Here is a 26,144-nt window from a genome sequence, read left to right on the forward strand (position 1 = left end):
ACTCATCCTCGACGGCACCCACCAACCGTCGGGCTACACCGAACCGATCCTGCACCGCCGCCGCCGCGAATACAAAGCCGCCAACGCCTGACCCCGCGCTCGACGTTCGGCCCCGTCACCTGCCTGGTGGCGGGGCCGATTTTCTCGGGGTGATCTCGCGCATCACTACACTGCGAGGGTCAACGTCGAACTCGTCGGACAGGAGCAGGGAAGCACGTGGGGCAACATCGCGGCGAATCGCGCGCCAGGGGTGTCAGCAAGGGACCTTTGATCGCGCTCGGTCTCGTCGTCGTGATCGTGCTGGGGGTGTTCGGCTGGATTCAACTGCGCGACCGGATCAACGATCAGGGCGCGGCGGCGGCGGGTGCGTGCGTCGAGGGCGAGGCCGAGCTCGCGGTGGCGGCGGATCCCGACATCGCGCCCCAAATTCAGACTCTCGCCGACCGCTACACGGCGACGGCTCCGGTGATCCGCGATCAGTGCGTGTCGGTGACGGTCACTCCCGTCGCGTCCGACACCGTGCGCGATGCCTTGTCGAAAGGACCCGGCGGCGCCTGGGACTCGGCGGCGCTCGGGCCTCGCCCCGCACTGTGGATTCCGTCCAGCTCCCACTCCGTCAAGCAGGTGGCAGCGGCCGGAGTCATCAGCGGCGAACCGCGTCCCCTCGCCACCAGCCCGGTGGTGCTCGCGGTCCGGACTGCGTTCGCCGGCGCACCGGCGACCGCGGCGATCGACTGGAAGGACCTGCCGTCGCTGCAGACGGGCCGTGATTCGCTCGCGTCCCTCGGGTTGTCCGGCTGGGGCAGTCTCGGCATGGCGCTCCCCGTCGGCCCCGGCGCCGAGAGCACGGAAATGGCGGTCGAAGCGGTCGCCGCCTCGGTCACGGGAAGCACCACGGGTCCGGTGACGGAGGAGCAGGCACGGTCGGTCCCGGTGACGTCGGCGCTGACCGGTCTGGCGCTCGGCTACGAGGCGACCTCCGGGACCAAACCCGCCACGACGCGTGACGCGCTCACCACACTTGCGGAGCAGGGTGACCCTTCCACCTCCGCCGTCCACACCGTCGCGGCCACCGAGCAGCAGGTATACCAGACCTTGCGCGACGCACCCGGAGCCGACATCACCGCATTCATCCCGAAGGGCCCGACACCTGTGGCTGATCATCCGGCCGCCGTCCTGGCCGGCCCCGCAGTCAACGAGACGCAGAGCCGGGCCGCCGCGCAGTTCGCGGAGTTCGTCCGACAGCCCGAACAGGCTCAGGTGCTGGCCGACGCCGGTTTCCGGGTCGAGGGATCGGCCCGCCCCGGCGACACCACGCTGTCCTTTCCCGGTCTCGGGCCCACCCTGGTGCCCGCCGACGCCGCCGCGGCGACCGAGCTGATGGACGTGATCCGGAACCCGGTCACGCCACGCACGTCGACCGTCCTGCTCGACCTGTCCAGCTCGATGGGACAGGTCGAGGGGTCGGCGACCCGTCTGGAGAACACGACGGCGGCGCTCGCGGCGCACGTCGACCGTTCTCCGGACACCTCGAACCTCGGACTGTGGGAGTACAGCACGGCGCTCGACGGGTCACGGCCCTACACGACGGTGGTCGCCACCGGTCCCCTCTCCGCAGGCGGTTTCACCGAGGGCACACGCAGGCAGGCTCTCGACGCGCGGCTGGCCAAGGCGACACCGGCCACCGGGTCCTCGACGTACACGTCGCTCGAAGCCGCCTACACGAGTGCGGTCGAGGGATACACGCCGGGACGCACCAATTCGGTTCTGCTCGTCACCGACGGCGCCAACGACGATTCCGTGTCGCGCGCCGAACTGCTGTCCGCCATCGCCGCGGCCTCGAGTTCGTCGAAGCCGGTGCGCATCGACGTCGTGACGATCGGCCAGAATCCCGACCTCAACACGTTGCAGGCGCTGGCCGATCGCACCGGCGGGTCGCTGGAGAAGGTCGCGTCGTCGGACGGAGCGGCGTTGCCGACCGCGATCAGCAAGCTGCTGTCGTGACGCGACTTCTCGTCTTCGCGGTCTTCCTCGCACTCGTCACCTGGTGGCTTCATCGGCGACTCGTCCGCGCTACCGGGTTGGGGCGTCCGTGGTCGGTGGTCGTGGACGTGGCGCTCGTCGTGCTGTGGATTCTCGCCGTCATCGGCGTCGGCAGCGGCGAAGCCTTCGACCCGGGTTGGGCGCGTCCGCCGGGGTGGGTGGGCTGGGTGTGGCTCGGCGCGATGTTCTATCTGGTGCTCGGGCTGCTCGTTGTCGCCCTGGTGTCCTTGCTGAGCAGGCTAATCGCCCGCCTGCGCGGTACCGGGAACACCGAACAGGTCGATCTGTCGCGTCGGCGCGGCCTGCGCATCGCGACCGCCGCCGTCGTGGTGGGTGCCGTCGGCGTCGCCGGGTACGGGGTGTCGGAGGCTGCGCGACCGCGGATCGTGCGCGTTCGGGTGCCGCTGCGGCGTCTGCCCGCCGAATTCGACGGTGTCCGTGTGGCGCTCGTGTCCGACCTCCACGTGGGCCCGGCGCGGGGAGTGGATTTCACCCGCCGTGTCGTCGATCTGGTGAACTCCGAGAAGCCGGATCTCGTTGCGATTGCCGGCGATCTGGTCGACGGCACCGTCGCGAAGGTGTCGCCCGACCTCCGACCGCTCGGCGACCTCGACGCCCCGCTGGGGGTGTTCGGGGTCAGCGGCAATCACGAGTTCTACGCCGACGACGGTGGCCGGTGGCTGGATGTGTGGGATCGCCTGGGCATCCGGACGCTGCGCAACGAACGCGCGACGCTCACCCGCGGCGGCGCCACCATCGACATCGTGGGCATCCACGACTATTCGTCGCCGGCGCCGTACGAGCCGGATCTTCCCGCCGCGCTCGCGGGACGCGATCCGTCGAGGTTCGTCGTGCTGCTCGCGCACGAACCACGGCAGGCGCTGGAGGCGTCGGATCTCGGTGTGGACCTGCAGCTGTCGGGGCACACGCACGGCGGCCAGATGTGGCCGCTGCGCTATCTGGTGCCGCTGCAGCAGCCGTCGGTGGCGGGTCTCGACCGGATCGGGAACACCGACCTCTACACGACCCGTGGGGTGGGCGCGTGGGGTCCACCCGTGCGGGTGGGCGCCCCGCCGGAGATCACGATCCTCGAATTGGTGCGCGAGGACTGACCTCGGCGGTGCCCGCCCCGCCGGAGCGGGACGGGCCGCCTTGCGTCAGGCGCCTTCGAACGCGGAGATCGGCGGGCAGGAGCACACGAGGTTACGGTCGCCGTGTGCGCCGTCGATGCGCCGCACCGCAGGCCACACCTTCGGCCGGGCCTTGCCGCGGGGGAACACGGCCGTCTCCCGGGTGTAGGGGTGGTTCCACTCCGCGGCCAGGCAGCCGGCCGTGTGCGGAGCGCCGCGCAGCGGGTTGTCGTCCACCGGCCACTCCCCCGCGCCCACGCGATCGATCTCGGCGCGGATCGCGATCATCGCCTCGCAGAACGCGTCGATCTCTTCCAGGTTCTCGCTCTCGGTGGGCTCCACCATCAGCGTGCCCGCCACCGGGAAGCTCATGGTCGGTGCGTGGAAACCGTAGTCGGCGAGGCGCTTTGCGACGTCGTCCACGGTCACACCGGTGTCCTTGGTGATCTGCCGGAGGTCGAGGATGCACTCGTGGGCCACCATTCCGCCCTCGCCGGTGTAGAGGACGGGGAAGTACTCGTCGAGGCGGCGCGCGATGTAGTTGGCCGAGGCGATGGCGGTCAGGCTCGCGCGGCGCAGTCCGACGGCGCCCATCATCCGGATGTACGCCCACGTGATGGGAAGGATCGACGCGCTGCCGTAGGGGGCCGCGGAGATCGGTCCGGCGCTGCCGAGTTCGGGGGCGAACGGATGCCCGGGCAGGAACGGCGTGAGGTGGGACCGCACACCGATGGGACCGACACCGGGGCCGCCGCCGCCGTGCGGGATGCAGAACGTCTTGTGCAGATTGAGGTGGCTCACGTCGCCGCCGAACCGGCCGGGACGGGCCAGCCCCACGAGGGCGTTGAGGTTCGCTCCGTCGACATACACCTGGCCGCCGGCGTCGTGGACGGCGGCGCAGATGTCGGCGATCTCGTGCTCGTACACACCGTGCGTCGAGGGGTAGGTGATCATGATCGCCGCGAGACGCTCCGCGTGGTCGGCGATCTTTGCCCGTAGATCGTCCAGATCGACGTCACCGTTCGGGCGGCAGGCGACGACCTCGACGCGCATCCCGGCCATGACCGCGGACGCGGCATTCGTGCCGTGGGCGCTCGACGGGATGAGGCAGGTGTCGCGGTGGTCGTCGCCGCGGCTGAGGTGGTAGTTGCGGATCGCGAGCAGTCCCGCGTACTCGCCCTGGCTTCCGGCGTTCGGCTGCAGACTCACCGCGTCGTACCCGGTGACGGCCACGAGCCAGTTCTCGAGGTCCTTGATGATGCGGAGGATGCCCGGAGTGTCCCCGGTCGGCGCGAACGGGTGCAGTCCTGCGAACGCGGGCCAGGTGATCGCTTCCATCTCGGCCGTGGCGTTGAGTTTCATCGTGCACGAGCCGAGCGGGATCATGCTGCGGTCGAGCGCAATGTCCTTGTCGGACAACGCCCGCAGGTAGCGCAGCATGGCCGTCTCGGTCCGGTAACGCGTGAATGCCTCGTGCTGGAGGTAGTCGGATCCGCGGAGCTGCGCGTCCGGCACCGCCGTGCCCGTGGCCGCGACCACGGCGCCTTCGCCGCCGAACGCCGCCAGCACGTGGGCGACGTTCTCCGCGGTGGTGGCCTCGTCGCACGCGACGGCGACGTGATCGGCGTCGACGAGCCGCAGGTTGATGCCGGCGTCCTTCGCCTTCACCACGACATCCGACGCGCGGCCGTCGACCCGCACGAGAATCGTGTCGAAGAAGTGCTCGTGGACGACGATGGCCCCGGTCTTGCGGAGTGCGGCAGCCAGGGAGTGTGCCGTATTCGCGACGCGCAGCGCGATCGCCTTCAGCCCCTCGGCGCCGTGGTAGCTGGCGTACATGGCCGCGAGAATCGCCAGCAGCACCTGGGCGGTACAGATGTTCGACGTGGCCTTCTCACGACGGATGTGCTGCTCGCGGGTCTGCAGCGCCAGCCGGTAGGCCTTGTCGCCGTCCGCGTCGACGGAGACGCCCACCAGACGGCCGGGGAGTTGCCGCGCGTGCTTGGTGTGCACGGCGAGGTAGCCGGCGTGCGGGCCGCCGAAGCCCATCGGGACACCGAATCGCTGGGTGGTGCCGAAGCAGGCGTCCGCACCGATCTCGCCGGGCGGGGTGAGGAGGGTGAGCGACAGCAGGTCGGCACCGACGGCGACCAGCGCGCCGCGCTCGTGGGCGGCGGCGATCACGTCGGTGTAGTCGACGATGCGGCCGGACGCCCCTGGCATCTGTCCGAGGACCCCGAAGAAGTCGCCGTCCGGCAGTCCGGCAGACAGGTCGGTGACGACGATCTCGATGCCCAGCGGCTCGGCGCGGGTCTCGACGACGGCGAGGGTCTGCGGGAACAGGTCCGCGTCGACCACAAATCGCGGCGACTTGCTCTTGCTCGCGCGGCGCAGCAACGTCATCGCCTCGGCGGCGGCGGTGGCCTCGTCGAGCATCGACGAATTGGCGACCTCCATGCCGGTCAGGTCGGCGACCATCGTCTGGAAGTTGAGGAGGGCCTCGAGGCGGCCCTGACTGATCTCGGGCTGGTACGGCGTGTAGGCGGTGTACCAGGCCGGGTCCTCGATGATGTTCCTGATCAGGACCGGCGGGGTGAGGGTGTCGTAGTAGCCGAGACCGATCATCGACGTCGCCACGGTGTTCTGGGCGGCGAGCGCGGACAGTTCGGCGAGCGCTTCGTGCTCGGAGACTGGGGTGGGCAGGGCGTCGAGACCGTCGGCGATGCCACCGGTGACACCGTCCAGGATGACGGCGGGGACGGCCTTCGCGGCGAGATCGTCGAGCGAATCGGCTCCGACCAGTTCGAGAATGTGCGCGAGTTCCGCAGCGTTCGGGCCGACATGACGATCGGCGAATGTACGGCTTCCAGCGTCGATCACGACAACTCCCAAGCAGTTCGGAGGATCAGGACACGCCCCGCGTCAGCGGAACGTCCCTCCCCCTCTGTCGCCTGCTCTCGTCGAGCGCCTGAGAGATTCGGTACCGTCGTTCGCGTGCGACGACGGCCCTTTCCCCGTGGGCGGGTGGGTGCTCCCACCGCTTTCCAGAGACGTCGGAGCCCGCACGGTCCTGTCTGCCTGAGAGATTGACGGGGAGGTGTTGCTCCTTCGGCGCCCGAACTCCCGCACACACTGTTTCTGTGCATGCAGTGCCCGGAACTCTCCCGCACGGCGTCGACGCACCGCCAGTCTATGTCACCGCTGGCGATGGCGGCGCAGGCAGCGCCGCGCCCGGACGGATGTGACCTACCCCGTCTTGCGGCTCGCGCGGTTCTTGCGCCGCGACGCGAGTTCGTCCTCCGGGCTCTGCTCACTCGCGCCGCCGTCGGCCCGCTCGGCCGGGAAATCGGCGATGGTGCCGGTCAGTTCGCGCATCGCACCGCTGACCGCGATGCCGAACACACCCTGCCCGCCCTGCAGCAGATCGACGACCTCTTCGGCGGACGTGCACTCGTAGACGGTGGTCCCGTCCGAGAAGAGTGTGATCTTCGCCAAGTCCCGTACTCCGCGCTTCCGGAGGTGGTCGACGGCCACGCGAATGTTCTGCAAGGATATTCCGGTGTCGAGCAGACGCTTGACGATCTTGAGAACGAGGATGTCTTTGAACGAGTACAGCCGCTGGCTTCCCGAACCCGCTGCGCCGCGAATGGACGGCACCACGAGGGATGTGCGCGCCCAGTAATCGAGCTGGCGGTACGTGATTCCCGCGATCTGGCAGGCGATGGGGACGCGGTATCCGACGAGGTCGTCGGGCACGGAATCGTCGGGGAAGAGGCCCGGCTGGATCTCTTCGGAGCTGAACTCGGGCTCGGCAACGACGTCGCCGGGCGCAAGATTCAGCGCATTCTCCTGCGGCCGATCTCCCACTGACTACTCCCTCTCGCATGTTGCACTGAACCCGACGATCAGTGCGCCTGTGACGCGCGTCGCCAGTGTCCGCGGCGAACCGCAGCACATCGCGCGGCGTGAACGCCACCAGTGACATCGAGCAAGTCCGTACCCTGAACCTACTCAGCGTACGCCCGATGCAATCTGCAGGGCAGAAAATCACTGCACTGAACGCTATGACTCCGAGGAGACCGGGTCAACGCAACGCGCCGGAAGAACCTCAACGGATACTGCGCGCCGAGGCTCGTCCGCAGGGTGGAAGCTAGCCGTCAGTGGCCTTGAAATCGTCCGGCGACACGGACTCGAGGAATTCTTTGAATTTCTCGACCTCGTCTTCGCGCTCGTCCGGCATGACCAGACCGGCCTCGGTGAGGACCGCCTCCTCCGCGAAGATCGGCACGCCGATCCGCAGTGCGATGGCGATGGAATCGGACGGCCGGGCAGAGACCCGGGTGTTCTGGTCGAACACGAGGTCGGCGTAGAACGTACCCTCGCGGAGGTCGACGATGCGAACCTCCTTCAGGGTGCGTCCGAAGGCTTCGATCAGGTTCTTGATCAGGTCGTGGGTCAGCGGGCGCGCCGGCTCGACCCCCTGCTGTTCGAGCGCGATCGCGGTGGCCTCGGTCTGACCGATCCAGATGGGGAGGTACCGCTCGCCGTCGGTTTCACGCAACAGCAGAACAGGCTGACTCTGAGGCTGTTCGACACGAACTCCGATCACGTGCATTTCGCTCATCGCGTCTGCCTCCACCCTGCAATGGTCCGTCCGCGGCACACAATGCCGTACCAGGATTCTATTCGATTCGTGTCTGCTCTTCGACCGTACAGCCGTTCGAGCGCAGCGTCGTTGGGAAGTGTTCTCGGTGGGTGAACTCACTCACCGATCGAGCGCACCCCGGACTGCGGACTTCACCAGGCACGTGTGCAACGTGAGGGACAACGCGGCGAGTTCGCGCACCATCTCCTCGGCGCGATCCCGCGCACCGGCGTCGCGGCCCTTGGCCACCGGGCCGGCGATCTGCGCGACCAACCCGGCCTCACGGTCGGCCGCCAGTTTGAACGCACGCAGATGCCGCACCTCGAGCCCGAACTCGGACATGGCCCTCGCGGTGCGCGCCAGTGTCACTGCATCCTCGTCGAAGAACCCCGCCGGTCCGGGAACGACCAGTCCCCCACGGGTCAGTTCGCCGAGGAACTTCTCGTCGATCCCGGCCCGCGCGATCAGATCGTCGCGGCTGATCCGCACCTCGCGGTCGGTGCGGAACTCCTCGGGCGACACCTCACCGGGCGCCACGGTGAGCGTGCGCGGCCGGCGCGGCGACGAATCGCCGGCGCCGACCGTGGCCACACCTCTGTCGATGGCCTCGAGCTGCTCCTTGATGACCTTCAGCGGCAGATACTGATCGCGCTGCGCGGTAAGGACGTAGCGCAGTCGTTCACAGTCGGCGATCGAGAAACGCCGATACCCCGAGGGAGTGCGCTGCGGGCTGATGAGACCCTCGGCTTCGAGGAATCGGATCTTCGAGATCGTCACATCAGGAAAATCGGGGCGCAGTCGATCCAGCACCGAGCCGATCGACATCCCCGACTGCGCCTGCTGCTGCCGCACTGCGGTCATTGGCTACCCGCACCAGCTGACGTCTCACCGATCTGCGAACCACCGGCCGTGGTGCGGGGGCCGGTCAGGAAGACCAGTCGGAACTTCCCGATCTGGACCTCGTCACCGTTGGCCAGCACAGCCGAATCGACCGGCTCCCGGTTGACGTAGGTGCCGTTGAGGCTGCCGACGTCGACAACCTGGAACTCGTCGTCCTCCTGGCGGAACTCCGCATGACGACGGCTGACCGTCACGTCGTCGAGGAAGATGTCGCTGTCCGGGTGCCGTCCCGCCGACGTCGTCGGCTGGTCGAGCAGGAAGCGCGACCCGGCGTTCGGGCCACGCTTGACGACGAGCAGAGCAGAGCCCGCGGGCAGTCCTTCCACACCCGACACCGGGGCCTCCGGAGCCTGTGTTGCCGAGGAGCTGTCGAGCTCATTGAGAAAGTCCGCGCGGAAGACCGACGTGGTTTCCGCCGGCGACTCCCCATAGACCGCGTCGTTGCCGTTCTCGCTCACCGTTTCTCCTCCTAGTTCGATCATCCAGCAATATTCGCTGGACTACGCAATGCCACTCGGTACTACATAATTCGGTTCCCGTGCACATTAACTTCTGTGCAAACTCCCACGATCACATTCAAACTACGGACCTGCGCCCCGACACGGCACATGCGTTCACTTCGACCGTACCCTGCGCACGCCGGTGCGTGTAGTGAGACAGGCCGCCAGCACATTACGAACCGGTATTCCGACAGCGGATTTCTCCGGCAACCCGGTTTTCCGGGCTGTCGGCGCGGTCCACCGCCGTCCGATTACCGATTCGCGGGCTCCCGGGAAATCAGCCCGCCGCGATCTCGCCGTAGCCGGCGGCGTCCAGCATCTCGCCGAGGGCCGCGTCAAGGGTCGCCTCGTCGTCGACGGCGAGTTCCACCAGCCACCCCTGCCCGTAGGGCGCGGAGTTCACCAGTTCCGGGTTGCCGTCCAGATCAGCGTTGGCGGCAACAACTTTCGCCGTCAGCGGCGCGTAGATGTCGGAGACGCTCTTGGTCGATTCCACCTCGCCGAACGACTCGCCCGCCGTCACGTCCTCGTCGACTGCCGGAAGCTGGACGAAGACGACGTCGCCGAGTTGGGACTGCGCGAAATCGGTGATGCCGACGCGTACCGTCGTGGGCCCGGTCCGCTCGACCCACTCGTGTTCGGCGGTGTACCGACGATCGGCGGGGATTTCGAGCTCACTCACAGTGGCTTCCTTTCGATGGCATTCCGCGGGCGGATGCGAAGATCAATTTCCGGGCTGAGCGTATTGGCGAGGTTTCGCCTCTCGCAAGGCGGAGATCGTGACCTGCTGTGATTGTTCGATCGTCAGCTGGCCGCCGCTGCGCGCGACCGTGTCGACGACCCCTCCGGGAATGTTCAGGGCCGCCGCCAGAGTGGGCGGATCACCGATCGCGACCACGCCGTACGGTGCGCCGATCTTCCGGCCGTCCACCGACACACCGCCGGGCGAACCCGACACCCAGGAGTCGACACCGATCCGGATGGGTGCGCCGTCCGCGCCCTGGATCTGGACGGCCTCGGCACCTGCGGCGCGCAATTCCTGCACGAGGTCGAGCAGCACCTCGGAGCCGACCCCCTTGCTGGGATCGGTGATGCGCAGCGTCACGCCGGGACCGGTGGCCGGTGCGCTTCCGACCTGGATCGACAGGGCCGACAGGCGTGCCTGCGCCTCGTCGAGCGCGGCCCCGGAACTCCCACTCTGTTGCAACGTTGCCAAGGTCTGTTCCAGCCCCGCGATCTCCTGGCGTAAGGCCGCCTCGCGTTGATTCAGGGTGTCCAGGACCACCAGCAGATCCGCGGGACTCGCCGAGTCGAGGGTGTCGCCGGATCCAGTGTTCTTCACCTGCGTCACGATGGCGATCCCCAGTCCACCGAGCAGGAGCGCGGCCAGGAGCGCGAAGACGACGTGCGAGCGCCGCGACGTCGCCGGTTCGTGCCCGTGCAGTTCGTGCTTGCCTTCGTGCCCGCTCATGTCCCGCTCACGCCCCGAACAGGCGCCGCCGGAGCGCCGCCGCGTTGCCGAAGATTCGGATGCCCAGCACGACGACGATCGCGGTGGACAACTGGGTTCCGACACCGAGTTGGTCACCGAGCCACACGATCAGCGCGGCCACCAGCACGTTGAAGACGAACGAGACGACGAACACCTTCGAGTCGAAGATCTCGTCGAGGTACGCGCGCAATCCGCCGAACACCGCGTCGAGGGCGGCGACGACGGCGATGGGCAGATAGGGCTGCACCGCGTCGGGCACTTGCGGGCTGAAGACCACTCCCAGCACGATGCCCACCATCAGCGCGAGCACCCCGTAGATCGCGGATCCACCCTTCAGTGCTGCCTTCATCCGTGTGACGCCTCCGTTCGACTCCGCCGTTGTCATCGTGTTCCTGCTTCCCGGGCCGCGCGCACTTCCCGCGCCGGGGCGGCGGGCAGGTGGAGATCGTCGGCCTCCGCCACCGCGAAGCCGATGCCGTACAGCTGCGCCACGCTGGACATCCGCAGGTAGGCGTCGCTCACGACGAACCCGGTCTGCATCGGCCCCTGGGGGCCGATCGCCGACACCACGTAGGGCGAGAACACCGGCTGATTGTCCACGAGCATCGCGCCACCGGCTTGCCGGATCGTCACGGACGGCCCCACCCGGACGTCGCCGACCGCGATCGCCTCCGCGCCGCTCGCCCACAGCGAATTGACCACCGATTGCAGGTCGCGATCGAGCACCACTGCCTTCCCTCCGACGCTGCGCTGCGACGAATCGGACAGGTTGGGTTTGGCCGCAGGGTCCGTCAAGGTCACCGTCAGGCCCGGGCCGTGCACGGCCTCGAGAGCGGCGTCGCCTTCGAGACCGCGGAGATCGCCGAGCAGCGCCGCACCGCGGGCGTCGCCCGCCAGTGCGGCGGCCCGGGCGTCGTCCGCTTGCGCCGACAGCGTGTCCCGGGTGCCCGCGAGAGTGCCCGCGCGGTCCTCGGCGTCGTGCACCTTGCCGAGAAGTTCGGAACGCACCTGCTCGGTGCCGGGGATTCTCTCGATGGCCTGCCGGTAGGCCACCGACAGCACGAGACCGACGAGCAGTGCACCGATCGCGATCCACACCTGCCGGCCGACGCGGGTCTGCCGGGAATGGCCCTGCTCACGATCCTCGGCGGCGCCTTCGTACCCGGGGTCCAGATGGTCGTTCATCAGGGACCTGAGCAGGGACGGCATCGGATTCCTGCGGATGTCGGAATCTGTCCGTTTCATCACTCGGCCCCGCGTTCCTCGCCGCCCGGTCCTCGCACGGGAACGGTCCGCGCGACGGTCAGCGCGTTAACGGTGTAGAGCAGTCCGGTCCAGACATACAGCACCGTGCCCCAGATCAACAGAGCCGCGCCGAGCGGTTGAGCCACCGTGGCGATACTCCAGTCACCGTGCGCCGCCAGGATCATCGGCAGCGCGAACATCAGCAGGAACGTCGCGCCCTTGCCGAGATACATGACGTCGGGGGGAGGCAGGCCGCGACGGCGGTAGATGAACAGGGTGAGCGCGAGCACCGCGTCGCGGACGATCAGGATCGCGGCCACCCACCACGGGATGAATCCGCGGATGACGAACGTGACCAGTGTGGTGACGACGTACAGGCGATCGACGAAGGGGTCGAGGAGCGCACCCAGCTTCGACGACTGGTCGAGGATTCGCGCCAGTTTCCCGTCGAGCCAGTCGGTGAAACCGCTGATCATGAGTATCGCGAGCGCCCACCCGTCGGAGTGGGTGACGAGCAACAGGTACACGAACAGCGGCACGCCGAGGAGCCGGACCACGCTCAGGAGGTTCGGGACCGTCACGATCCGGTCCGACCGCGCAGTGTCCCGGTCCACCGAATTCACCAAAATCTCCCCAGCGTCGAGTGCGGACCTGTTTCGGGCGCTCGTCGCACCGCTCTCGCCACTCTTCCACAACCGCGCTGGTGCCCGGGATCGTCCCGTCCGGCCGGCTCGTGTCACGCGCCCGGCGGTGACGGGACCGGGACGCGCGCGATCGCGTCGGCGGACAGACTCCCCAGGTACAGCCACCCGTCGTGTTCCCGCACCCCGGTCACGGGTGAGTAGCTCCCCTTACCTCCGCGCAGACTGTGCACGATCGTGCCCTCCGCGTCGAGCGCGATCACCCAGCCGGCGTGCTCGGGATCCGGTTGGACGGCGTCCGGCAGGTTCGCCGTCACGATGCGCAGCGTGGGGTAGGGCGCGATCATGTCCAGCAGTCTCATGCGCGGACTGTAGAGCGCCACCCAGAACAGCCCGCCACGCGTCTGCGACGTCATGTTGTCCGGGATGCCGGGCAGATTCCCGGCCCACACCGAGGCCCGGCCCTGAGACGGGCCGGTGAGGTCGACGCGGGAGATCTGGTAGGACCCGGTCTCGGCGACGAGGACGAACGATTCGTCCGACGCCAACCCGACGCCGTTGGCGAATTGCAGTCCCTCGGCGAGGAGGTCGGTCTCCCCGGTGCGTGGGTCGAGCCGCAGCAGGCGCCCGGTCCCCCGGTGTTCGAGGAGGTCGTAGCGGTGATCGGCGATCGTGAAATGCGCGGAGGAGTCGGTGAAGTACACGGTGCCGTCGCGGCCGACCGCCGAGTTGTTGCACGCCACGAGCGGACGTCCGGCCGCGGAGTCGGCGAGCACGTCGACGCGCCCCTTCTCGTCGACCCTCAGCACGCCGCGCTCGGCGTCGCAGACCAGGAACCGCCCGTCGTCGAGTACCTCGACACCGAGGGGTCGCCCGCGGGTGTTCGCGAGTTCGGTTGCCGTGCCGTCGTGGTCGAACCGCCAGATCCGCCCGTCGTTGCCTCCCGTGACCACTCGGCCGTCGTGATCGACGGCCACGTCCTCGGGGCCTTCCCCTGTGGGCAGAGCCCATCGTTGTATGCCGTCGAGAAGCCGGTTGGGAGCGAGAACTCCGGTCAGCGGTGGCGGCGACGGCGGATGCCAGGCGACGGGGTCGACGCCGGTGCGGTCGAGCTTGCGGGCGAGGGACTCGAAGAGGGTCACGAACTGTGAGATTAGTCGCCTCCCGCGGTCGCCGTGTCCTCGCTAACGCCAGGCGAAGACGGGCTGGTCGAAACCGTCGATGCGGGTGTGCCGCCCGTGCAGCGCGACCTCCCGGAACTGATACACGACCGCGCCGGTCGGGGCGTGCACGAGGTGGCGCCGAAACGGCCATTGGATCACCGGTTTCGACGATTCGGGAATCTCGACGAACCGCGGCTCCGCATCGATCTCGGGCACGGCCACCGAGAACACTTCCGCCACTTCCTCGCGATTGGGGACGAGCGACGTGATCGGCTGATCCGACCACACGACGAACGGTGTGATGACGTATCCGGATCGGGTGACGTAGTCGTCGAGCCTGCCGAGCACCGCGGACGGCTCCACGTCGAGTCCGAGTTCCTCGTGCAGTTCCCGTCGGGCCGCGTCCTCGCCGGTCTCCCCCGGATCCACCCCGCCGCCGGGCAACGCGAACTGGCCCGGGTGCGCGCGCATCTTGCTCGGACGTTTGGTCAGCGGAACGGCCTGACCGCCGGCGCCGTCGTTCATCACGGCGATCACGACCGCCGCGGACCGCCGATTCGTGGGGTCCACGATCCGGGGTTCGAAGCGCGCCAGTCTGCCGGCGAGCAGTTCCCTGCTGAGTACGTGCCCAGTCACCATCACCCGACAGTATCGCCCGTCGCCGCGAAACCCACGTTCCGCATCCCCCGCGTTTCGAGCGGGCTACCCGAGCAGTTGCTGCTTGATCTCGTTCTTGAGGACCTTCCCGAGTTTGGACCTGGGCAGGTCGGGCCAGACCACGATCTCCTTCGGGGTCTTCACGCTGCCGAGGCGTGCCTTCACGAACGCGGTGAGTTCGTCGGCCGCGATCTGCGAATCGGCCCGCGACTGGACGACGGCGACGACGCGTTCCCCCCACTTCTCGTCGGGAAGCCCGATCACGCCGCAGTCCTGCACCCCGGGGTATGCCATGAGCGCCTGTTCCACCTCGACGGAGTAGACGTTGAACCCGCCGGTGATGATCATGTCCTTGGCCCGGTCGACGATGTACAGGAAGTTGTCGTCGTCGAGATACCCGATGTCGCCCGTGTGATGCCAGCCGTGTGCCGACGCCTCCTGCGTCGCAACGGGATTCTTGTAATACCCCCTCATGACGAGTGAACTGCGCACCACCACCTCGCCCCGCTCGCCGGCCGGGAGCAGCGTCCCCTGCCCGTCCATGATCGCGACCGTGACCAGCGGGGAGGGCCTGCCCGCGGAGCTCAGCCGGGTGGTCGCGACCGAGCCGTCCGCGTGGAAATGGTCCTTCGGCGCCATGGTCGCGATCATCATCGGCGCCTCGCTCTGACCGAACAGCTGGGCCATCACGGGCCCTATCCGGGTCATCGCTTCCTCGAGCCGCGTCGGCGAGATCGGCGCCGCGCCGTACCAGAAGCATTGCAGCGAACCCAGTTCCGTGTTCTGCAGGTCGGGGTGGTCGAGCAGCATGTAGATCAGGGTCGGCGGCAGGAAGGTGTGGGTGACGCGGTCCCGGCCGATGTGGGCGAGGAACTGCCCCAGGTCGGGCGAGGGCATGATGACCACCTGCCCGCCGAGCGTGAGGATCGGAAAGCACAGGACACCGGCCGCGTGCGTCAGCGGCGCGAGGGCGAGATACACGGGTCTGCCCTCGAACGGGTAGCTCATCAAGGTCAGCGCGGACATGGTCTCGATGTTCCGGTCGGTGAGCATCACTCCCTTCGGCCGACCCGTGGTCCCGCCGGTCCCGACGATCATGGCGAGATCGTCGACGGGATCGGCGTCGAGGAGGTCCGTGCCCAGCCAGTCGTCGAACGAGTGGGCGTAGTCCTCGTCACCGCCCAGACACACGAGCGTCGTCAACAACGGCAACTGGTCGCGAATCCGATCGACCAAGGGCGCGAACGCTTTCTGGAAGATCAGGCAGCGGCAGTCGAAGAGGTCGAGCAGATCCCGGTTCTCCGCCGCCTCGTTCCTCGGATTGATCGGGCACCACACCGCCCCCGCCCGGCTGATCCCGAACACGCAGGAGAACGCGGTCGGGTCGTTGCCGGACAGGACGGCGACCGTGTCGCCCGGGGCGATCCCCGACCGCGCCAGCGCCGCCGCGACGCGACGGCTCAGGTGCTGGACGTCCGCGTACGACAGTGTGCGGTCGCCCATCGTCAGGCACGGCGCCGCCGGGCCGAGCGAGGCACCCTTGTCGAGGTAGTCGGTCAGGCGCATCGCGCGGTCCTCCTCGAAGCCGCCGGGTCGATCATTTCTGCACGGTGAGGACGGGCTCCATCACGAGGCCGAAGCTGCGCAGGATTCCCAGGAGTTCGCGGTGCCCGAAGGCCTGGCACGCCGACGCGAGGCCGGTCTTCTTCGGCGGTTGTTGCAGCAGGGAGTACGCGGCGTACGCCTGCAGGAGGCCGGTCTGCTTGTAATTGCAGTTGCCGTGGATGACGCAGTGCGCACGCCCCAACGGCCCCGACGCGTACACGGAGTCGAGGGACGTGTTGACCCGCGGGTTCTCCCGCGGCGGCATCCCGGCCTGCACGGAACCGGCGATCTCCGCGAGCGCCGCGTCCTGCTCGTCCGCCGGGAGGGTCTTGATCTGCTCCTCGACCATCTTCTGCGTCGCGACGACGCCCTCCATGACGGAGCGGTCGAACACGCCGCCCGCCGCCTTCACGTTGGCCACCCGCGGATCGTCCTTGAACCACACCGGATGGCAGGTGCCGCCCCACGGCAGTGCGAGCGCCATCTGGTGCTGTCCCGGAACGACGACGTCGAATGTGGTACCGGGGTCCCACTTCTCGTACCGGTTCTGCTCCAGGTAGTACCAGTCGGCCTTGAGGATCGTGAAGATCGTCTGCGTGGACGCGTAGGTGGGAAAACCCTTCCACAGCACCAGGATGTCGAGTGTGTCCAACCCCGGCGTCTCCAGTGCGATGTTTGCGGCGATCTCGCCGGTCGTGTACATCTGCGCGACGCCGGGAGACAGCAGCAGGCCCTGCTCGGCGTATTTGTCGCCGAACTTCGCCTGCACGTCCAGAACCCAGTCCTGCTCACCGGTCGTGTCGGTGTAGTGGCAACCCGCGGCGAGGGCCGCCTCCACGACGACGGCGCCGTGTTTGATGAACGGGCCGACCATGTTGCTCACCACCCGTGCCCCACTGAACAGTTCGGTCAGCGCCGGGACGGTGTGCTCGACCTCGACCACTTCGTGGTCGACGGTGTCGAGTCCGGGGACGCGGTCGAGTACTTCCTGGATTCGCTTCTTGTCCCGGCCTGCGGCGACGAACGGAATGGCGAACTCGCGCAGATACTCACACACGAGTCGTCCCGTGTATCCGGATACTCCGTAGACGATGACGGGCTTCTTGTCGGTCATGACGTGCCTTTCGAAATGTGAGGTGTCAGGGGAGATCGGTTACATGCCCATGCCACCGTCGACCGGCAGGCCGATGCCGGTGACGAAGCGGGCGGCGTCGGAGGCCAGGAAGACGACGGTGTCCGCGATGTCCGCGACCTCCCCGAGTCGCCCCAGGGGCGTCAGCCCGATCACGTCGGCGACCGCGGCGTCGGCGCTGGGCCACAGTCCGAGCCTCTCCATGTCCGCCGCCAGCCCGAGTCCCATCTCGGTGGCGACGAGCCCGGGGTACACGCAGTTCACGCGGACGCCGTACCCGAGTTTCCCGGACTCCTGGGCCGCGACCCGGGTCAGGCGATCGACGGCGGACTTGGTGGCGGAGTACCCGGCGATGCCGGGAAACGGGATCGTCGCGGCCACCGAGGAGACGTTGACGATCGCGCCGCCCGCGCCGGCTGCGCCCCCGGGACGCATGGCGCGCAGGCCGTGCTTCAGACCGAGTGCGACACCGAGAATGTTCACGTCGCACATCCGGCGGACGTCGGCGGGGTCGATGTCGACCACGAGTGACGAGATCTCGATGCCCGCGTTGTTGACGAGGAGGTCGAGTCCGCCGAGTTGCTCCACGGCGGCAGCGACGGCACGCTCCCAGTTGCCGTCGTCGGTAACGTCGAGTTGCACGAATCCGGTCTCGACACCGGACTTTCCGATGGACTCGGCAGTCGCGCGCCCTTCGTCCTCCAGGACGTCACCGATCATCACCGCCGCCCCGGCTGCGGCGAGGGCGGTAGCCATTCCGGCCCCCAGACCTTTCGCACCCCCGGTGACCAGCGCTTTCCGTCCTGCAAGATCACACACACTCATTCCGACCTGCCTTCGTACCGAGACGATTCGCGGAAACCACGTCGAGGGCCCGAAGCCGCACTGTGGTGTGGATCACAGAGTATTCGACTTTGGACGACTGTCAAGAATTCCCTTGACGACTGTCAAGTTTTTGTTACACAGTCGTCAAGGAACGCGGGCTACACTGAGCCACACCGTGCTGGATCTCGATAGCCGAACAGGATGAACGCCGTGACACCCGTCGCCGAGAAGAACGCCGACCGGGTCTCCCGCCGCCAGGTCGACAAATTCGCCGAGCGCCGCGATCAACTCGCCGAAGCCGCATTGCAGACCCTCTCGGAACTCGGCTACGCCCGCACCAGCCTTCGCGAGATCGCGCAGAACTCCGCGTTCTCCCACGGAGTCCTGCACTACTACTTCAGCGACAAGGTCGATCTGATCACGCACTGCGTCCGCCACTACAAGGCGCACTGCGTCACCCGCTACGACGGCGTGGTCGCCACGGCGCAGACTCCCGAGGAACTGAAGGCAGGATTCGGCCGGGTGCTGGTGGAATCGCTCCGCGACGAGGCGTCCATGCACCGCCTCTGGTACGACCTCCGCTCGCAGTCGCTGTTCGAGGAGTCGTTCCGCGCTGATGTCGCCGCGATCGACCAGAGCCTGGAAAACATGATCTGCCGCATCGTGTCCCGGTACGCGGAACTGGCGGGACGTCCGGTCATCCTCGCACCGTCCACCCTGTACGCCGTCTTCGACGGACTGTTCCAGCAGAGCCTCGCGAGGCATCTGTCCGGCGACACCGGCGCTGCAGACGCTCTCGCGGACAACGTCGATCAGGTTCTGGCGCTGGTCGTTCCGGCGCCGTGACACCCTCTACTTCTCGGCTGCGGCCCTGATCCGCTGTGCGAAGTCAGGTGCGTCCTTGCGGGCCGCCCGAAGCGCGAGGGGCGCGATCAGCTTTCCGATGCCGTGGCCTTCCAGCACGTTGAAGATCGTCACCTTGGTGCCCGCGCCCGACGGTTCGAGATCGTAACCGCCTTCCTTCGCGGTCACCGTGTTCGTCGAACGCTCGGCCCAGCGGATCTTCCGCGGTGCGTCGAATTCGGTGATCTCGAACTCGCGTTTCGTGGTCATCCCGGCATCCTTCACGGTGCTGGCGAACACGGTTCCGACTCCGGGCGGGCCGTCGGTCTTCTTCACGATTTCCTGCACCCGAGGGCTGAAGTCCCGGTCGTTGACGCCGGCAGCGAGGTACTCGAACACTTCCTCGATGGGGCGATTGATCACCACAGTGCCTTCGAACCGTCCAGCCATGCCAGCCTCCCGTTGCCGTGACCTGCCGGGTTACGACAGTACTCGCGACTCGGCGCAGGCGCGGTCACATCGTCGCCCGGCGGCCGGTCATACACAGTGACGCCGCACGATCCGGCGTCTCCCCCAGGGATCTCGTGCACAGGAAGGCCTCGACATGGACATCTCGATCACCGGAATTTCCGGGTCGCGCCACGGAGCGTCGGCACCCCCGTTTCTCTCCACCACCCGCGGCAGACTCACCCTGACATTGTTGTGCGCCGTTGCCTTTCTGGACTTCGTCGACGCCTCCATCGTCAACATCGCCCTGCCCGACATACGCGCCGGCCTCGACTTCTCGGTGCAGCAACTGCAGTGGGTGCCGAGCGCCTATCTCCTCACGTACGGCGGTGTCATGCTGCTCGGCGGTCGCCTCGCCGACCTGCTCGGTCGCCGTCGCGTCCTCGTCACCGGCACCGTCGTCATCGGATTGTCTTCGCTGATCGGTGGTTTCGCCGGCAACGCGGAAGTCCTGATCGGCGCCCGGCTCGCCCAGGGAGTCGGTGCGGCGCTGATGCTTCCGGCCGCCCTGTCTATCCTCACGACGACGTTCGAGGAGGGCCCCGAACGTCATACCGCGCTCGGCGTCTGGGCCGGCGTGGGCGGCCTCGCGTCCGCTGTCGGCGTGTTTCTCGGCGGCCTGCTGACGGAGGGTCCGGGCTGGCGGTGGGTGCTGTTCGTCAACCCGCTGGCGTGCGTTCTCGTGCTGCCCGCGGTCTATGCGCTGATTCCCGGCGACCGGCGGCGCGCCGGGTTCGCGAACTTCGACGTCGTGGGCGGCGTGCTCGGCACCGCCGGAATGCTGCTGCTCGTCCATGCTCTGGTCGAGGCACCGGACCAGGGCTGGGGTGCCGCCCGCACCATCGGCGAATTCGCCGGAGCGTTCCTGCTGATCGCCGCGTTCCTGGTGAACGAACAGCGCAGCGCCCATCCACTGCTACCGCTGTCGATCTTCCGCATCAAGGGCCTGGCGGCGGCTAATGTCACGGGGCTGATCTCCTTCGCCGGCCTGCTCGCGATGTTCTTCTTCCTGACCCTGTACATGCAGAATGTTCTCGGGTACTCCCCGATGCAGACCGGTGCGGCCTACCTCCCACTCTGCCTGGGTGTCGCCGTCGCCGCGGGGATCTCGTCCCAGTTGCTCACCCGGACAGGTACCCGCCCCGTCATCGTCGTGGGCGCTCTGGTGGCGTCGGCGGGCCTGTGCCTGCTGTCCCGCATCCCCGTCGACGGCTCCTATCTCACGGATCTGCTTCCGGGGCTGATGATCGTGTCGTTCGGCCTCGGCGCCGTCTTCGTCGGCGTCACCACCGCTGCCAATGCGGGTGTGCCTGCCGAGGAGGCCGGGCTCGCGGCGGCGTTGCTGAACGCCTCCCAGCAGGTCGGCAGCGCACTCGGGCTGGCGATCTTCGCCGCCATCGCGACCTCGCAGTCCCGGCACCTGATGGCAACGAATTCCCCTGTGCCCGAGGCACTCACCTCCGGGTTCGAGCGAGCGCTGCTGGCGGGCAGCATCTTCCTGGTCGCCGCGGCACTGATCGCGCTGCGGACCGGCAACACCCGCGGAGAGGGCGCGCGAGCGGAATGACCCCGGCGGGCTCGTCAGTCGAGGTTCTCGACGACGAGCCCGGCGAGTCGCTCTCGGTCGGCGAGGATGTCGATTTCCACGATCATCCCCTTCCGGATCGTGACGCCCAGGACGGACAGCAGGTGTCCGTCGGAGATCGCGACCACTCCGGCAGTCCCGTTGACGAGGGCCGGATGCGCGAACCGAGCCAGCCGCGCGAACCCGAGAACCCGGCCCGCGACGGTCTCCGCGCCGCGCACCGTCGTGGATGCGCCGGCCGGGAGTGCTCCGGTATCCGCCCGGAGCACCACGTCCGGATCGAGTACGGACACGAGTGCGTCGAAGTCGCCGCCCCTCGCGGCCGCCAGGAACGCGTCTACGACTACACGCTGCCGGACCGGGTCGGTGTCGTCGGGAACGGGCGCCCCCTGCAGTCGCCGGCGTGCGCGGCTGGCCAGTTGCCGGGCGGCGACCGGGGTTCGCTCCACGATCGGGGCGATGTCCTCGAACGGCACCGCGAACATGTCGTGCAGCACGAACGCCAGCCGCTCCGACGGAGTGAGCGTGCCCAGAACCACGAGCAGCGCGAGACCGACCGAATCGGCGAGCACCGCCTCCTGTTCGGGGTCACTGCCGTCCGACAGGGCCACGATCGGGTCGGGCACCGCCGCGTCCAGCGAATCTTCCCGCCGCGACCGCCGCGACTGCAGCATGTTCAGGCACACCCGTGCCACTACCGTCGTCAGCCAGCCGCCCAGATTCTGCACCGAATCGGTGTCCGTGCGACTCAGTCGCAGCCAGGATTCCTGCACGGCGTCCTCGGCTTCGCTGAGCGAGCCGAGCATCCGGTAGGCCACCGCCCGCAGGTGCGGACGATGGGTCTCGAACTGCTGCGCCAGCACGTCGTTCTCGTTCATCGGTCACGTCCCTCCGTTTTCGTCTGTCACCTCTGTGACCGGCGAAACGCGGCCGATGTGACAGCGGCGCGCCGTCGGTGGCCCACTCCTGCGCGGAATACGTCCAGTTTCCCCGGTTCCGCTGTCCGATATCGCCGTGGTTAACTGAAATGACGCTCACAGTCTCTGAAGGGCTGGACGGCATGTGGAAATCGCAGCACGTCGGACGTCTGTTTCTCGTCTCGGTACTCGCGGCACTGGCCGTGGGCGCCGTGAGTGCCACCGCGTCGGCGCAGTCCCCGGCCGTCACCGGAAGAGTCATCGCACCGGCGCTCTCCCCCGCGACAGGGCAGGTCGTCGGCATCGCTCATCCGGTCGTGATCCGGTTCGCGACACCGGTGTCCGACCGCGCGTCCGCCGAACGCGGTGTCCAGATCACCCCATCGACACCGGTGACCGGGCAGTTCTCCTGGATCGACGACCACTCGCTGCAGTGGACGCCCGACCGTTTCTGGCCGGCGCACACCGCGGTCACCGTTCAGGCCGCGGGCGCCAGATCGCAATTCCAGGTGGGTGACGCACTGGTCGCGGTCGCGAACACGACGACGCACCAATTCACCGTCAGCATCAACGATCAGGTCGTGCAGACCATGCCGGCGTCGATGGGCAAACCCGGGTACGAGACACCGCTCGGCACGTTCCCCGTCATCGAGCAGTTCCGGGACATGATCATGGACTCGTCGACCTACGGCGTCCCGGTCGACTCGGAGCAGGGCTACCGGCTCTACGTCGAGTACGCCACCCGCATCACGTGGGGCGGGATCTTCGTGCACGCCGCACCGTGGTCGGTGAACTCGCAGGGCTTCGAGAACGTCAGCCACGGCTGCATCAATCTCAGCACCGACAACGCCCGGTGGTTCTACGACAACGCCAAGATCGGCGACCCGGTCATCGTCACGGACTGACATCCGGTGTGCCGGAAAAACGGAAAAGGCGGTTCCCCGTTTCCGGGAAACCGCCTTCGCCGATCATCTGGTCGGGCTGACAGGATTTGAACCTGCGACCACTTGACCCCCAGTCAAGTGCGCTACCAAGCTGCGCCACAGCCCGTCCACACCCTCGTTCAGGTGCTCGATGAGATTACATCAGCGGCAGTCCGTAACGCTAATCGCCTGGTCAGAGCGCATTCGGTCGGATCAACGACTGCGCCGCTCACGCTTTTCCCGCACGCGCACCGAGATGCGGACCGGGCTGCCGTCGAAATTGAACTCCTCGCGCAGACGCCGCTCCAGGAACCGGCGGTACCCTGCCTCGAGGAACCCGGTGGTGAACAGCACGAACGTCGGCGGACGCGTGCCGGCCTGCGTGGCGAACATCACGCGAGGCAGTCGGCCACCGCGCATCGGCGGCGGAGTCGCGGCGACCACTTCCTTGAGCCAGGTGTTGAGCCGGCCCGTCGGAATGCGCTTGTCCCAGGACTCCAGCGCCGTGTCCAGAGCGGGAACCAGCTTCTGCACCGCACGCCCGGTCTGCGCCGAGATGTTGACGCGCTGCGCCCACGGCACCCGCACCAGATCCCGGTCCACTTCCCGATCGAGCTGGAGACGACGGTCCTCGTCGACCAGATCCCACTTGTTGAACGCGACGACGAGCGCCCGGCCCGCGTCCGCCACCATGCTGAGCACCCGGAGGTCCTGCTCCGAGATCGGCTCGGACGCGTCGATCAGCAGAATCGCGACCTCGGCCGCCTCGATGGCGCTCTTCGTCCGGAGCGATGCGTAGAACTCGGCGCCGCTCGCGTGACTGACCCGCTTGCGCAGACCCGCGGTGTCGACGAAACGCCACGGTCGGCCGCCGAGTTCCACGATCGAGTCGACCGGATCCACGGTGGTGCCCGCAACGTTGTGCACGACCGACCGCTCGTCGCCCGACAGCTTGTTCAGCAGGCTCGACTTTCCGACGTTCGGCTTGCCGACCAGAGCGACACGCCGCGGACCGCCCCCGGGGATTCCCTCGCGGGGTGTTTCCGGGAGCGCGGCGAGCACCTCGTCGAGGAGGTCGCCGGTGCCGCGGCCGTGCGTCGCGCTGACCGAGTGCGGCTGCCCGAGACCCAGCGACCACAGTGCGGCCACCTCGGATTCGGTGCGTCCGTCGTCGACCTTGTTGGCCACCAGGAGGACCGGGGTCTTGGAGCGGCGCAGCACCTTGGCCACCGCCTCGTCCGTGGCGGTGGCGCCGACGACGGCGTCGACCACGAGGAGGATCGCGTCCGCCGTCTGCATCGCCAGTTCGGCCTGCCGCGCCACCGACTGCTGCAGACCCTTGGCGTCGGGTTCCCAACCGCCGGTGTCCTGCACCATGAATCGGCGCCCACTCCAGTTCGCCTCGTAGGAGACGCGGTCGCGGGTCACACCGGGGATGTCTTCGACCACGGCTTCGCGTCGGCCGATGATCCGGTTGACGAGTGTGGACTTGCCGACGTTCGGGCGCCCGACCACGGCGAGGGTGGGAACCGGGACGTGGGCTTCGCCGTCGCCACCCTCTTCGAGGTCCAGGACCTCCCAGTCCGATTCCTCACTCCAGGTTCCGTCGCCTGCGAACTCGGTTGTGAATTGTTCGGTCACTGCCCTGCTCCACTTCTGTCGCTTACCACCAGCAGCAACCTGCCGATCACGTCGTCGATTCCGAGTTCGCTGGTGTCGACCAGCACAGAATCGTCGGCCGGTCGCAGCGGCGACACGGCGCGCGTGGAGTCGAGGTGATCACGACGCTGCACGTCGGCCAATACGGCCGCGTAGTCGTCGCCTCGCCCTTCCGCGAGATTTTGCGCATTCCTGCGCTGAGCCCGGGCTTCCGCCGAGGCGGTCAGGTAGATCTTCACGTCGGCGTCCGGAAGTACGACGGTGCCGATGTCCCGGCCCTCGACGACGATTCGCTCGGTCTCACCGGTGAGGCGACGCTGCGCCTCGACGAGCAGCGCACGCACCGCCGGGACCGCGGAGACGGCCGAGACGGCCTTGGTCACCGCGTCGCCGCGGATCTCCTCCCCCACGTCCTCACCGTCGAGCAGCACCTGCTCGCGGGCCGGGTCGGTGCCGATCGACCACGGCAGACCGGCCGTCGCGTCGGCAATCGCGTCGGGGTCGGCGAGATCCACACCCTTCCGCAGAACATGCAGCGTCGCGATCCGGTACATGGCGCCGGTGTCGAGGTACCGTGCGCCGAGCCGTTGCGCCAGCAGCCGGGAGACACTCGACTTCCCGGTCCCGGACGGACCGTCCATCGCGACGATCAAGGACGAGGTGCTCACAGGCCCACCGCCCCGTAGAGTCCGCCTACCTCGCCGCGACCGAGGACGCGCAGCGTGCCGGGTCGCTGATCACCGAGAGCGACCGCCCCGATGTCCGTCCGGACGAGCCGGATGACGGGGTGCCCCACGGCGTCGAACAGGCGGCGCACGATGTGCTTGCGACCTTCGTGCAGCGTCACGCGCACCAGCGACTTGCCCTCGTTGATGTCGAGGAGCGTGAACGTGTCGACCTTCGCCGGACCGTCGTCGAGTTCGACGCCCTCCTTGAGCTTCTTTCCGACGCCGCGTTCGAGGGCACCCGACACGGTCGCCAGGTACGTCTTCGACACCTCGAACGAGGGGTGCATCAGTCGATGCGCCAGGTCGCCGTCGTTGGTGAGCAGCAGCAGTCCCTCGGTGTCGGCGTCCAGACGACCGACGTGGAACAGCCGCTGACCGGCTGCAACGCGCTCGGAGACGATGTCGCCGACGCAGGGGCGGCCGAGGTCGTCCGACATCGTCGACTGCCAGCCGCGCGGCTTGTTCAGTGCGAGGTGGACGAGATCCTTCTGCACGACGACGCGGATACCGTCGACGCGCACGACCGCGTTCTCGGGGTCGATCCGCAGTCCCTGCTCGATGACGATGCGGCCGTCGACCTCGACGCGACCCTGGGAAATCAGTTCCTCGGCCGCGCGACGCGACGCGACACCGGCCTGCGCGAGAACCTTCTGCAACCGCATGCCGTCACCCTGCGGGGGTCCGGCCGGCCGATCGGCGTCGGAGTACTGATGCCGGGCCGGCTTCGCGTTGCTGATCTTCGGCGCCTGGGCCTGGGCACGTTGCGGCTTGGCCGACTTCGGCTTGCCACGTTTGTTCTTCGCGGCAGGGTCGGGCCTGCCGGGCTTGCCCTTGGCGGCGTCGGGCCGACCTGATCGATGACCGGTCTCAGCCCTGTCCGGACGTCCTCCGGTCTCCGACCTGCTGCGTCCTCCGGTCTCCGACCTGGTGGGGCGCTGCTTCTTGTTGTTGCGATCCGGTGTGCCATCTCGGCGAGCGGGTTTCTTCACTTTTGTACTATCCCT

Annotated in this window: 25 protein-coding genes, 1 tRNA gene and 1 riboswitch; of the genes, 5 read left to right on the top strand and 21 right to left on the bottom strand. The window is 67.9% G+C overall.

Features of this window, described 5'->3' with window-relative positions; genetic code table 11:
- The first annotated feature begins 216 nt into the window (after positions 1 to 216).
- On the top strand, positions 217 to 2,004 hold the full coding sequence (locus ACFTWF_RS41810) for a substrate-binding domain-containing protein (protein ID WP_378466950.1): 1,788 nt from the start codon (positions 217 to 219) through the stop codon (positions 2,002 to 2,004).
- A complete protein-coding gene (locus ACFTWF_RS41815) occupies positions 2,001 to 3,155 on the top strand; it encodes a metallophosphoesterase (RefSeq protein ID WP_378466951.1) in 1,155 nt (384 codons plus the stop codon). The genes ACFTWF_RS41810 and ACFTWF_RS41815 overlap by 4 nt, the downstream gene beginning before the upstream one ends.
- 45 nt (positions 3,156 to 3,200) lie before the next feature.
- Here the strand turns inward: ACFTWF_RS41815 and gcvP are convergent, their stop codons facing one another.
- The 15 genes from gcvP to ACFTWF_RS41890 all read right to left on the bottom strand — a co-directional run bounded on the left by gcvP (position 3,201) and on the right by ACFTWF_RS41890 (position 17,978).
- Entirely contained in the window at positions 3,201 to 6,053 is a 2,853-nt protein-coding gene (gene gcvP / locus ACFTWF_RS41820; protein ID WP_378466952.1) for an aminomethyl-transferring glycine dehydrogenase, read from the bottom strand.
- A 175-nt stretch (positions 6,054 to 6,228) separates the two neighbouring features.
- A riboswitch (glycine riboswitch) is annotated at positions 6,229 to 6,350 on the bottom strand.
- Between the two features lie 69 nt (positions 6,351 to 6,419).
- Complete coding sequence (locus ACFTWF_RS41825; RefSeq protein WP_073367336.1) at positions 6,420 to 7,040, bottom strand: MerR family transcriptional regulator; 621 nt, start codon at positions 7,038 to 7,040, stop codon at positions 6,420 to 6,422.
- A gap of 283 nt (positions 7,041 to 7,323) precedes the next feature.
- A complete protein-coding gene (locus ACFTWF_RS41830; RefSeq protein WP_105422646.1) occupies positions 7,324 to 7,797 on the bottom strand; it encodes a bifunctional nuclease family protein in 474 nt (157 codons plus the stop codon).
- A 141-nt stretch (positions 7,798 to 7,938) separates the two neighbouring features.
- Complete coding sequence (locus tag ACFTWF_RS41835; RefSeq protein ID WP_378466953.1) at positions 7,939 to 8,679, bottom strand: MerR family transcriptional regulator; 741 nt, start codon at positions 8,677 to 8,679, stop codon at positions 7,939 to 7,941.
- Entirely contained in the window at positions 8,676 to 9,176 is a 501-nt protein-coding gene (gene garA, locus ACFTWF_RS41840; protein WP_185724267.1) for a glycogen accumulation regulator GarA, read from the bottom strand. The genes ACFTWF_RS41835 and garA overlap by 4 nt, the downstream gene beginning before the upstream one ends.
- Before the next feature lie 319 nt (positions 9,177 to 9,495).
- Positions 9,496 to 9,900: a glycine cleavage system protein GcvH gene (gene gcvH, locus ACFTWF_RS41845; protein ID WP_378466954.1), complete on the bottom strand. Its 405-nt coding sequence runs from the start codon at positions 9,898 to 9,900 to the stop codon at positions 9,496 to 9,498.
- Between the two features lie 42 nt (positions 9,901 to 9,942).
- Complete coding sequence (locus ACFTWF_RS41850) at positions 9,943 to 10,689, bottom strand: DUF881 domain-containing protein (RefSeq protein WP_378466955.1); 747 nt, start codon at positions 10,687 to 10,689, stop codon at positions 9,943 to 9,945.
- 7 nt (positions 10,690 to 10,696) lie between these two features.
- Positions 10,697 to 11,059: a small basic family protein gene (locus tag ACFTWF_RS41855; protein ID WP_073367324.1), complete on the bottom strand. Its 363-nt coding sequence runs from the start codon at positions 11,057 to 11,059 to the stop codon at positions 10,697 to 10,699.
- A 32-nt stretch (positions 11,060 to 11,091) separates the two neighbouring features.
- Positions 11,092 to 11,955, bottom strand: a complete 864-nt coding sequence (locus tag ACFTWF_RS41860; protein WP_378466956.1) for a DUF881 domain-containing protein — start codon at positions 11,953 to 11,955, stop codon at positions 11,092 to 11,094.
- The gene (locus tag ACFTWF_RS41865; RefSeq protein ID WP_378466957.1) at positions 11,955 to 12,578 is read right to left on the bottom strand and encodes a CDP-alcohol phosphatidyltransferase family protein; all 624 of its coding nucleotides are present in this window, start codon (positions 12,576 to 12,578) and stop codon (positions 11,955 to 11,957) included. Before ACFTWF_RS41865 ends, ACFTWF_RS41860 begins: the two co-directional genes overlap by 1 nt.
- A gap of 113 nt (positions 12,579 to 12,691) precedes the next feature.
- Positions 12,692 to 13,738, bottom strand: a complete 1,047-nt coding sequence (locus tag ACFTWF_RS41870; RefSeq protein WP_378466958.1) for an SMP-30/gluconolactonase/LRE family protein — start codon at positions 13,736 to 13,738, stop codon at positions 12,692 to 12,694.
- A gap of 42 nt (positions 13,739 to 13,780) precedes the next feature.
- Positions 13,781 to 14,398, bottom strand: a complete 618-nt coding sequence (locus ACFTWF_RS41875) for an NUDIX hydrolase (RefSeq protein WP_378466959.1) — start codon at positions 14,396 to 14,398, stop codon at positions 13,781 to 13,783.
- Between the two features lie 63 nt (positions 14,399 to 14,461).
- Positions 14,462 to 15,982 carry a long-chain fatty acid--CoA ligase gene (locus tag ACFTWF_RS41880; RefSeq protein WP_378466960.1) on the bottom strand — a complete coding sequence of 507 codons (1,521 nt, stop codon included), beginning with the start codon at positions 15,980 to 15,982 and terminating at the stop codon, positions 14,462 to 14,464.
- A gap of 31 nt (positions 15,983 to 16,013) precedes the next feature.
- Positions 16,014 to 17,135: a DUF5938 domain-containing protein gene (locus ACFTWF_RS41885; protein WP_378466961.1), complete on the bottom strand. Its 1,122-nt coding sequence runs from the start codon at positions 17,133 to 17,135 to the stop codon at positions 16,014 to 16,016.
- Positions 17,136 to 17,174: 39 nt separating this feature from the next.
- The gene (locus ACFTWF_RS41890) at positions 17,175 to 17,978 is read right to left on the bottom strand and encodes an SDR family NAD(P)-dependent oxidoreductase (RefSeq protein ID WP_378466962.1); all 804 of its coding nucleotides are present in this window, start codon (positions 17,976 to 17,978) and stop codon (positions 17,175 to 17,177) included.
- Positions 17,979 to 18,188: 210 nt separating this feature from the next.
- On the opposite strand from ACFTWF_RS41890, the gene ACFTWF_RS41895 reads away from it, so the two are divergent.
- Positions 18,189 to 18,824, top strand: a complete 636-nt coding sequence (locus ACFTWF_RS41895) for a TetR/AcrR family transcriptional regulator (protein ID WP_378466963.1) — start codon at positions 18,189 to 18,191, stop codon at positions 18,822 to 18,824.
- A gap of 6 nt (positions 18,825 to 18,830) precedes the next feature.
- On the opposite strand, the gene ACFTWF_RS41900 is transcribed toward ACFTWF_RS41895, so the two are convergent.
- Positions 18,831 to 19,271, bottom strand: coding sequence for an SRPBCC family protein (locus ACFTWF_RS41900; protein ID WP_378466964.1), 441 nt, complete (start codon positions 19,269 to 19,271; stop codon positions 18,831 to 18,833).
- 154 nt (positions 19,272 to 19,425) lie between these two features.
- Here ACFTWF_RS41900 and ACFTWF_RS41905 point away from each other — a divergent pair, with 154 nt between their 5' ends.
- Positions 19,426 to 20,895, top strand: coding sequence for an MFS transporter (locus ACFTWF_RS41905; RefSeq protein ID WP_378466965.1), 1,470 nt, complete (start codon positions 19,426 to 19,428; stop codon positions 20,893 to 20,895).
- A gap of 14 nt (positions 20,896 to 20,909) precedes the next feature.
- Here the strand turns inward: ACFTWF_RS41905 and ACFTWF_RS41910 are convergent, their stop codons facing one another.
- On the bottom strand, positions 20,910 to 21,791 hold the full coding sequence (locus tag ACFTWF_RS41910) for a sigma-70 family RNA polymerase sigma factor (protein ID WP_378466966.1): 882 nt from the start codon (positions 21,789 to 21,791) through the stop codon (positions 20,910 to 20,912).
- 149 nt (positions 21,792 to 21,940) lie between these two features.
- Between ACFTWF_RS41910 and ACFTWF_RS41915 the strand changes: the two genes are divergently transcribed.
- Positions 21,941 to 22,735, top strand: a complete 795-nt coding sequence (locus tag ACFTWF_RS41915; protein WP_378466967.1) for a L,D-transpeptidase family protein — start codon at positions 21,941 to 21,943, stop codon at positions 22,733 to 22,735.
- A 68-nt stretch (positions 22,736 to 22,803) separates the two neighbouring features.
- On the opposite strand, the gene ACFTWF_RS41920 is transcribed toward ACFTWF_RS41915, so the two are convergent.
- From ACFTWF_RS41920 to ACFTWF_RS41935, 4 genes are all read right to left on the bottom strand, one after another.
- Positions 22,804 to 22,880: transfer RNA gene (locus tag ACFTWF_RS41920), tRNA-Pro, on the bottom strand.
- A gap of 86 nt (positions 22,881 to 22,966) precedes the next feature.
- On the bottom strand, positions 22,967 to 24,394 hold the full coding sequence (gene der, locus ACFTWF_RS41925) for a ribosome biogenesis GTPase Der (protein WP_378466968.1): 1,428 nt from the start codon (positions 24,392 to 24,394) through the stop codon (positions 22,967 to 22,969).
- Positions 24,391 to 25,080, bottom strand: coding sequence for a (d)CMP kinase (gene cmk / locus ACFTWF_RS41930; protein ID WP_378466969.1), 690 nt, complete (start codon positions 25,078 to 25,080; stop codon positions 24,391 to 24,393). The genes der and cmk overlap by 4 nt, the downstream gene beginning before the upstream one ends.
- On the bottom strand, positions 25,077 to 26,129 hold the full coding sequence (locus ACFTWF_RS41935) for a pseudouridine synthase (RefSeq protein WP_378466970.1): 1,053 nt from the start codon (positions 26,127 to 26,129) through the stop codon (positions 25,077 to 25,079). Before ACFTWF_RS41935 ends, cmk begins: the two co-directional genes overlap by 4 nt.
- Positions 26,130 to 26,144: the final 15 nt, after the last annotated feature.

This window comes from Rhodococcus sp. NPDC056960, assembly GCF_042674125.1.
GTDB lineage: Bacteria > Actinomycetota > Actinomycetes > Mycobacteriales > Mycobacteriaceae > Rhodococcus_F.

Coding starts and splice junctions, on each gene's coding strand:
- ACFTWF_RS41900 (WP_378466964.1), bottom strand. CDS start 19,271: ATGGCTGGACGGTTCGAAGGCACTGTGGTGATCAATCGCCCCATCGAG.
- ACFTWF_RS41910 (WP_378466966.1), bottom strand. CDS start 21,791: ATGAACGAGAACGACGTGCTGGCGCAGCAGTTCGAGACCCATCGTCCG.
- ACFTWF_RS41875 (WP_378466959.1), bottom strand. CDS start 14,398: ATGGTGACTGGGCACGTACTCAGCAGGGAACTGCTCGCCGGCAGACTG.
- ACFTWF_RS41880 (WP_378466960.1), bottom strand. CDS start 15,982: ATGCGCCTGACCGACTACCTCGACAAGGGTGCCTCGCTCGGCCCGGCG.
- ACFTWF_RS41860 (WP_378466956.1), bottom strand. CDS start 11,955: ATGAAACGGACAGATTCCGACATCCGCAGGAATCCGATGCCGTCCCTG.
- ACFTWF_RS41830 (WP_105422646.1), bottom strand. CDS start 7,797: ATGAGCGAAATGCACGTGATCGGAGTTCGTGTCGAACAGCCTCAGAGT.
- ACFTWF_RS41885 (WP_378466961.1), bottom strand. CDS start 17,135: ATGACCGACAAGAAGCCCGTCATCGTCTACGGAGTATCCGGATACACG.
- ACFTWF_RS41905 (WP_378466965.1), top strand. CDS start 19,426: ATGGACATCTCGATCACCGGAATTTCCGGGTCGCGCCACGGAGCGTCG.
- ACFTWF_RS41835 (WP_378466953.1), bottom strand. CDS start 8,679: ATGACCGCAGTGCGGCAGCAGCAGGCGCAGTCGGGGATGTCGATCGGC.
- ACFTWF_RS41915 (WP_378466967.1), top strand. CDS start 21,941: ATGACGCTCACAGTCTCTGAAGGGCTGGACGGCATGTGGAAATCGCAG.
- ACFTWF_RS41850 (WP_378466955.1), bottom strand. CDS start 10,689: ATGAGCGGGCACGAAGGCAAGCACGAACTGCACGGGCACGAACCGGCG.
- ACFTWF_RS41855 (WP_073367324.1), bottom strand. CDS start 11,059: ATGAAGGCAGCACTGAAGGGTGGATCCGCGATCTACGGGGTGCTCGCG.
- ACFTWF_RS41890 (WP_378466962.1), bottom strand. CDS start 17,978: ATGAGTGTGTGTGATCTTGCAGGACGGAAAGCGCTGGTCACCGGGGGT.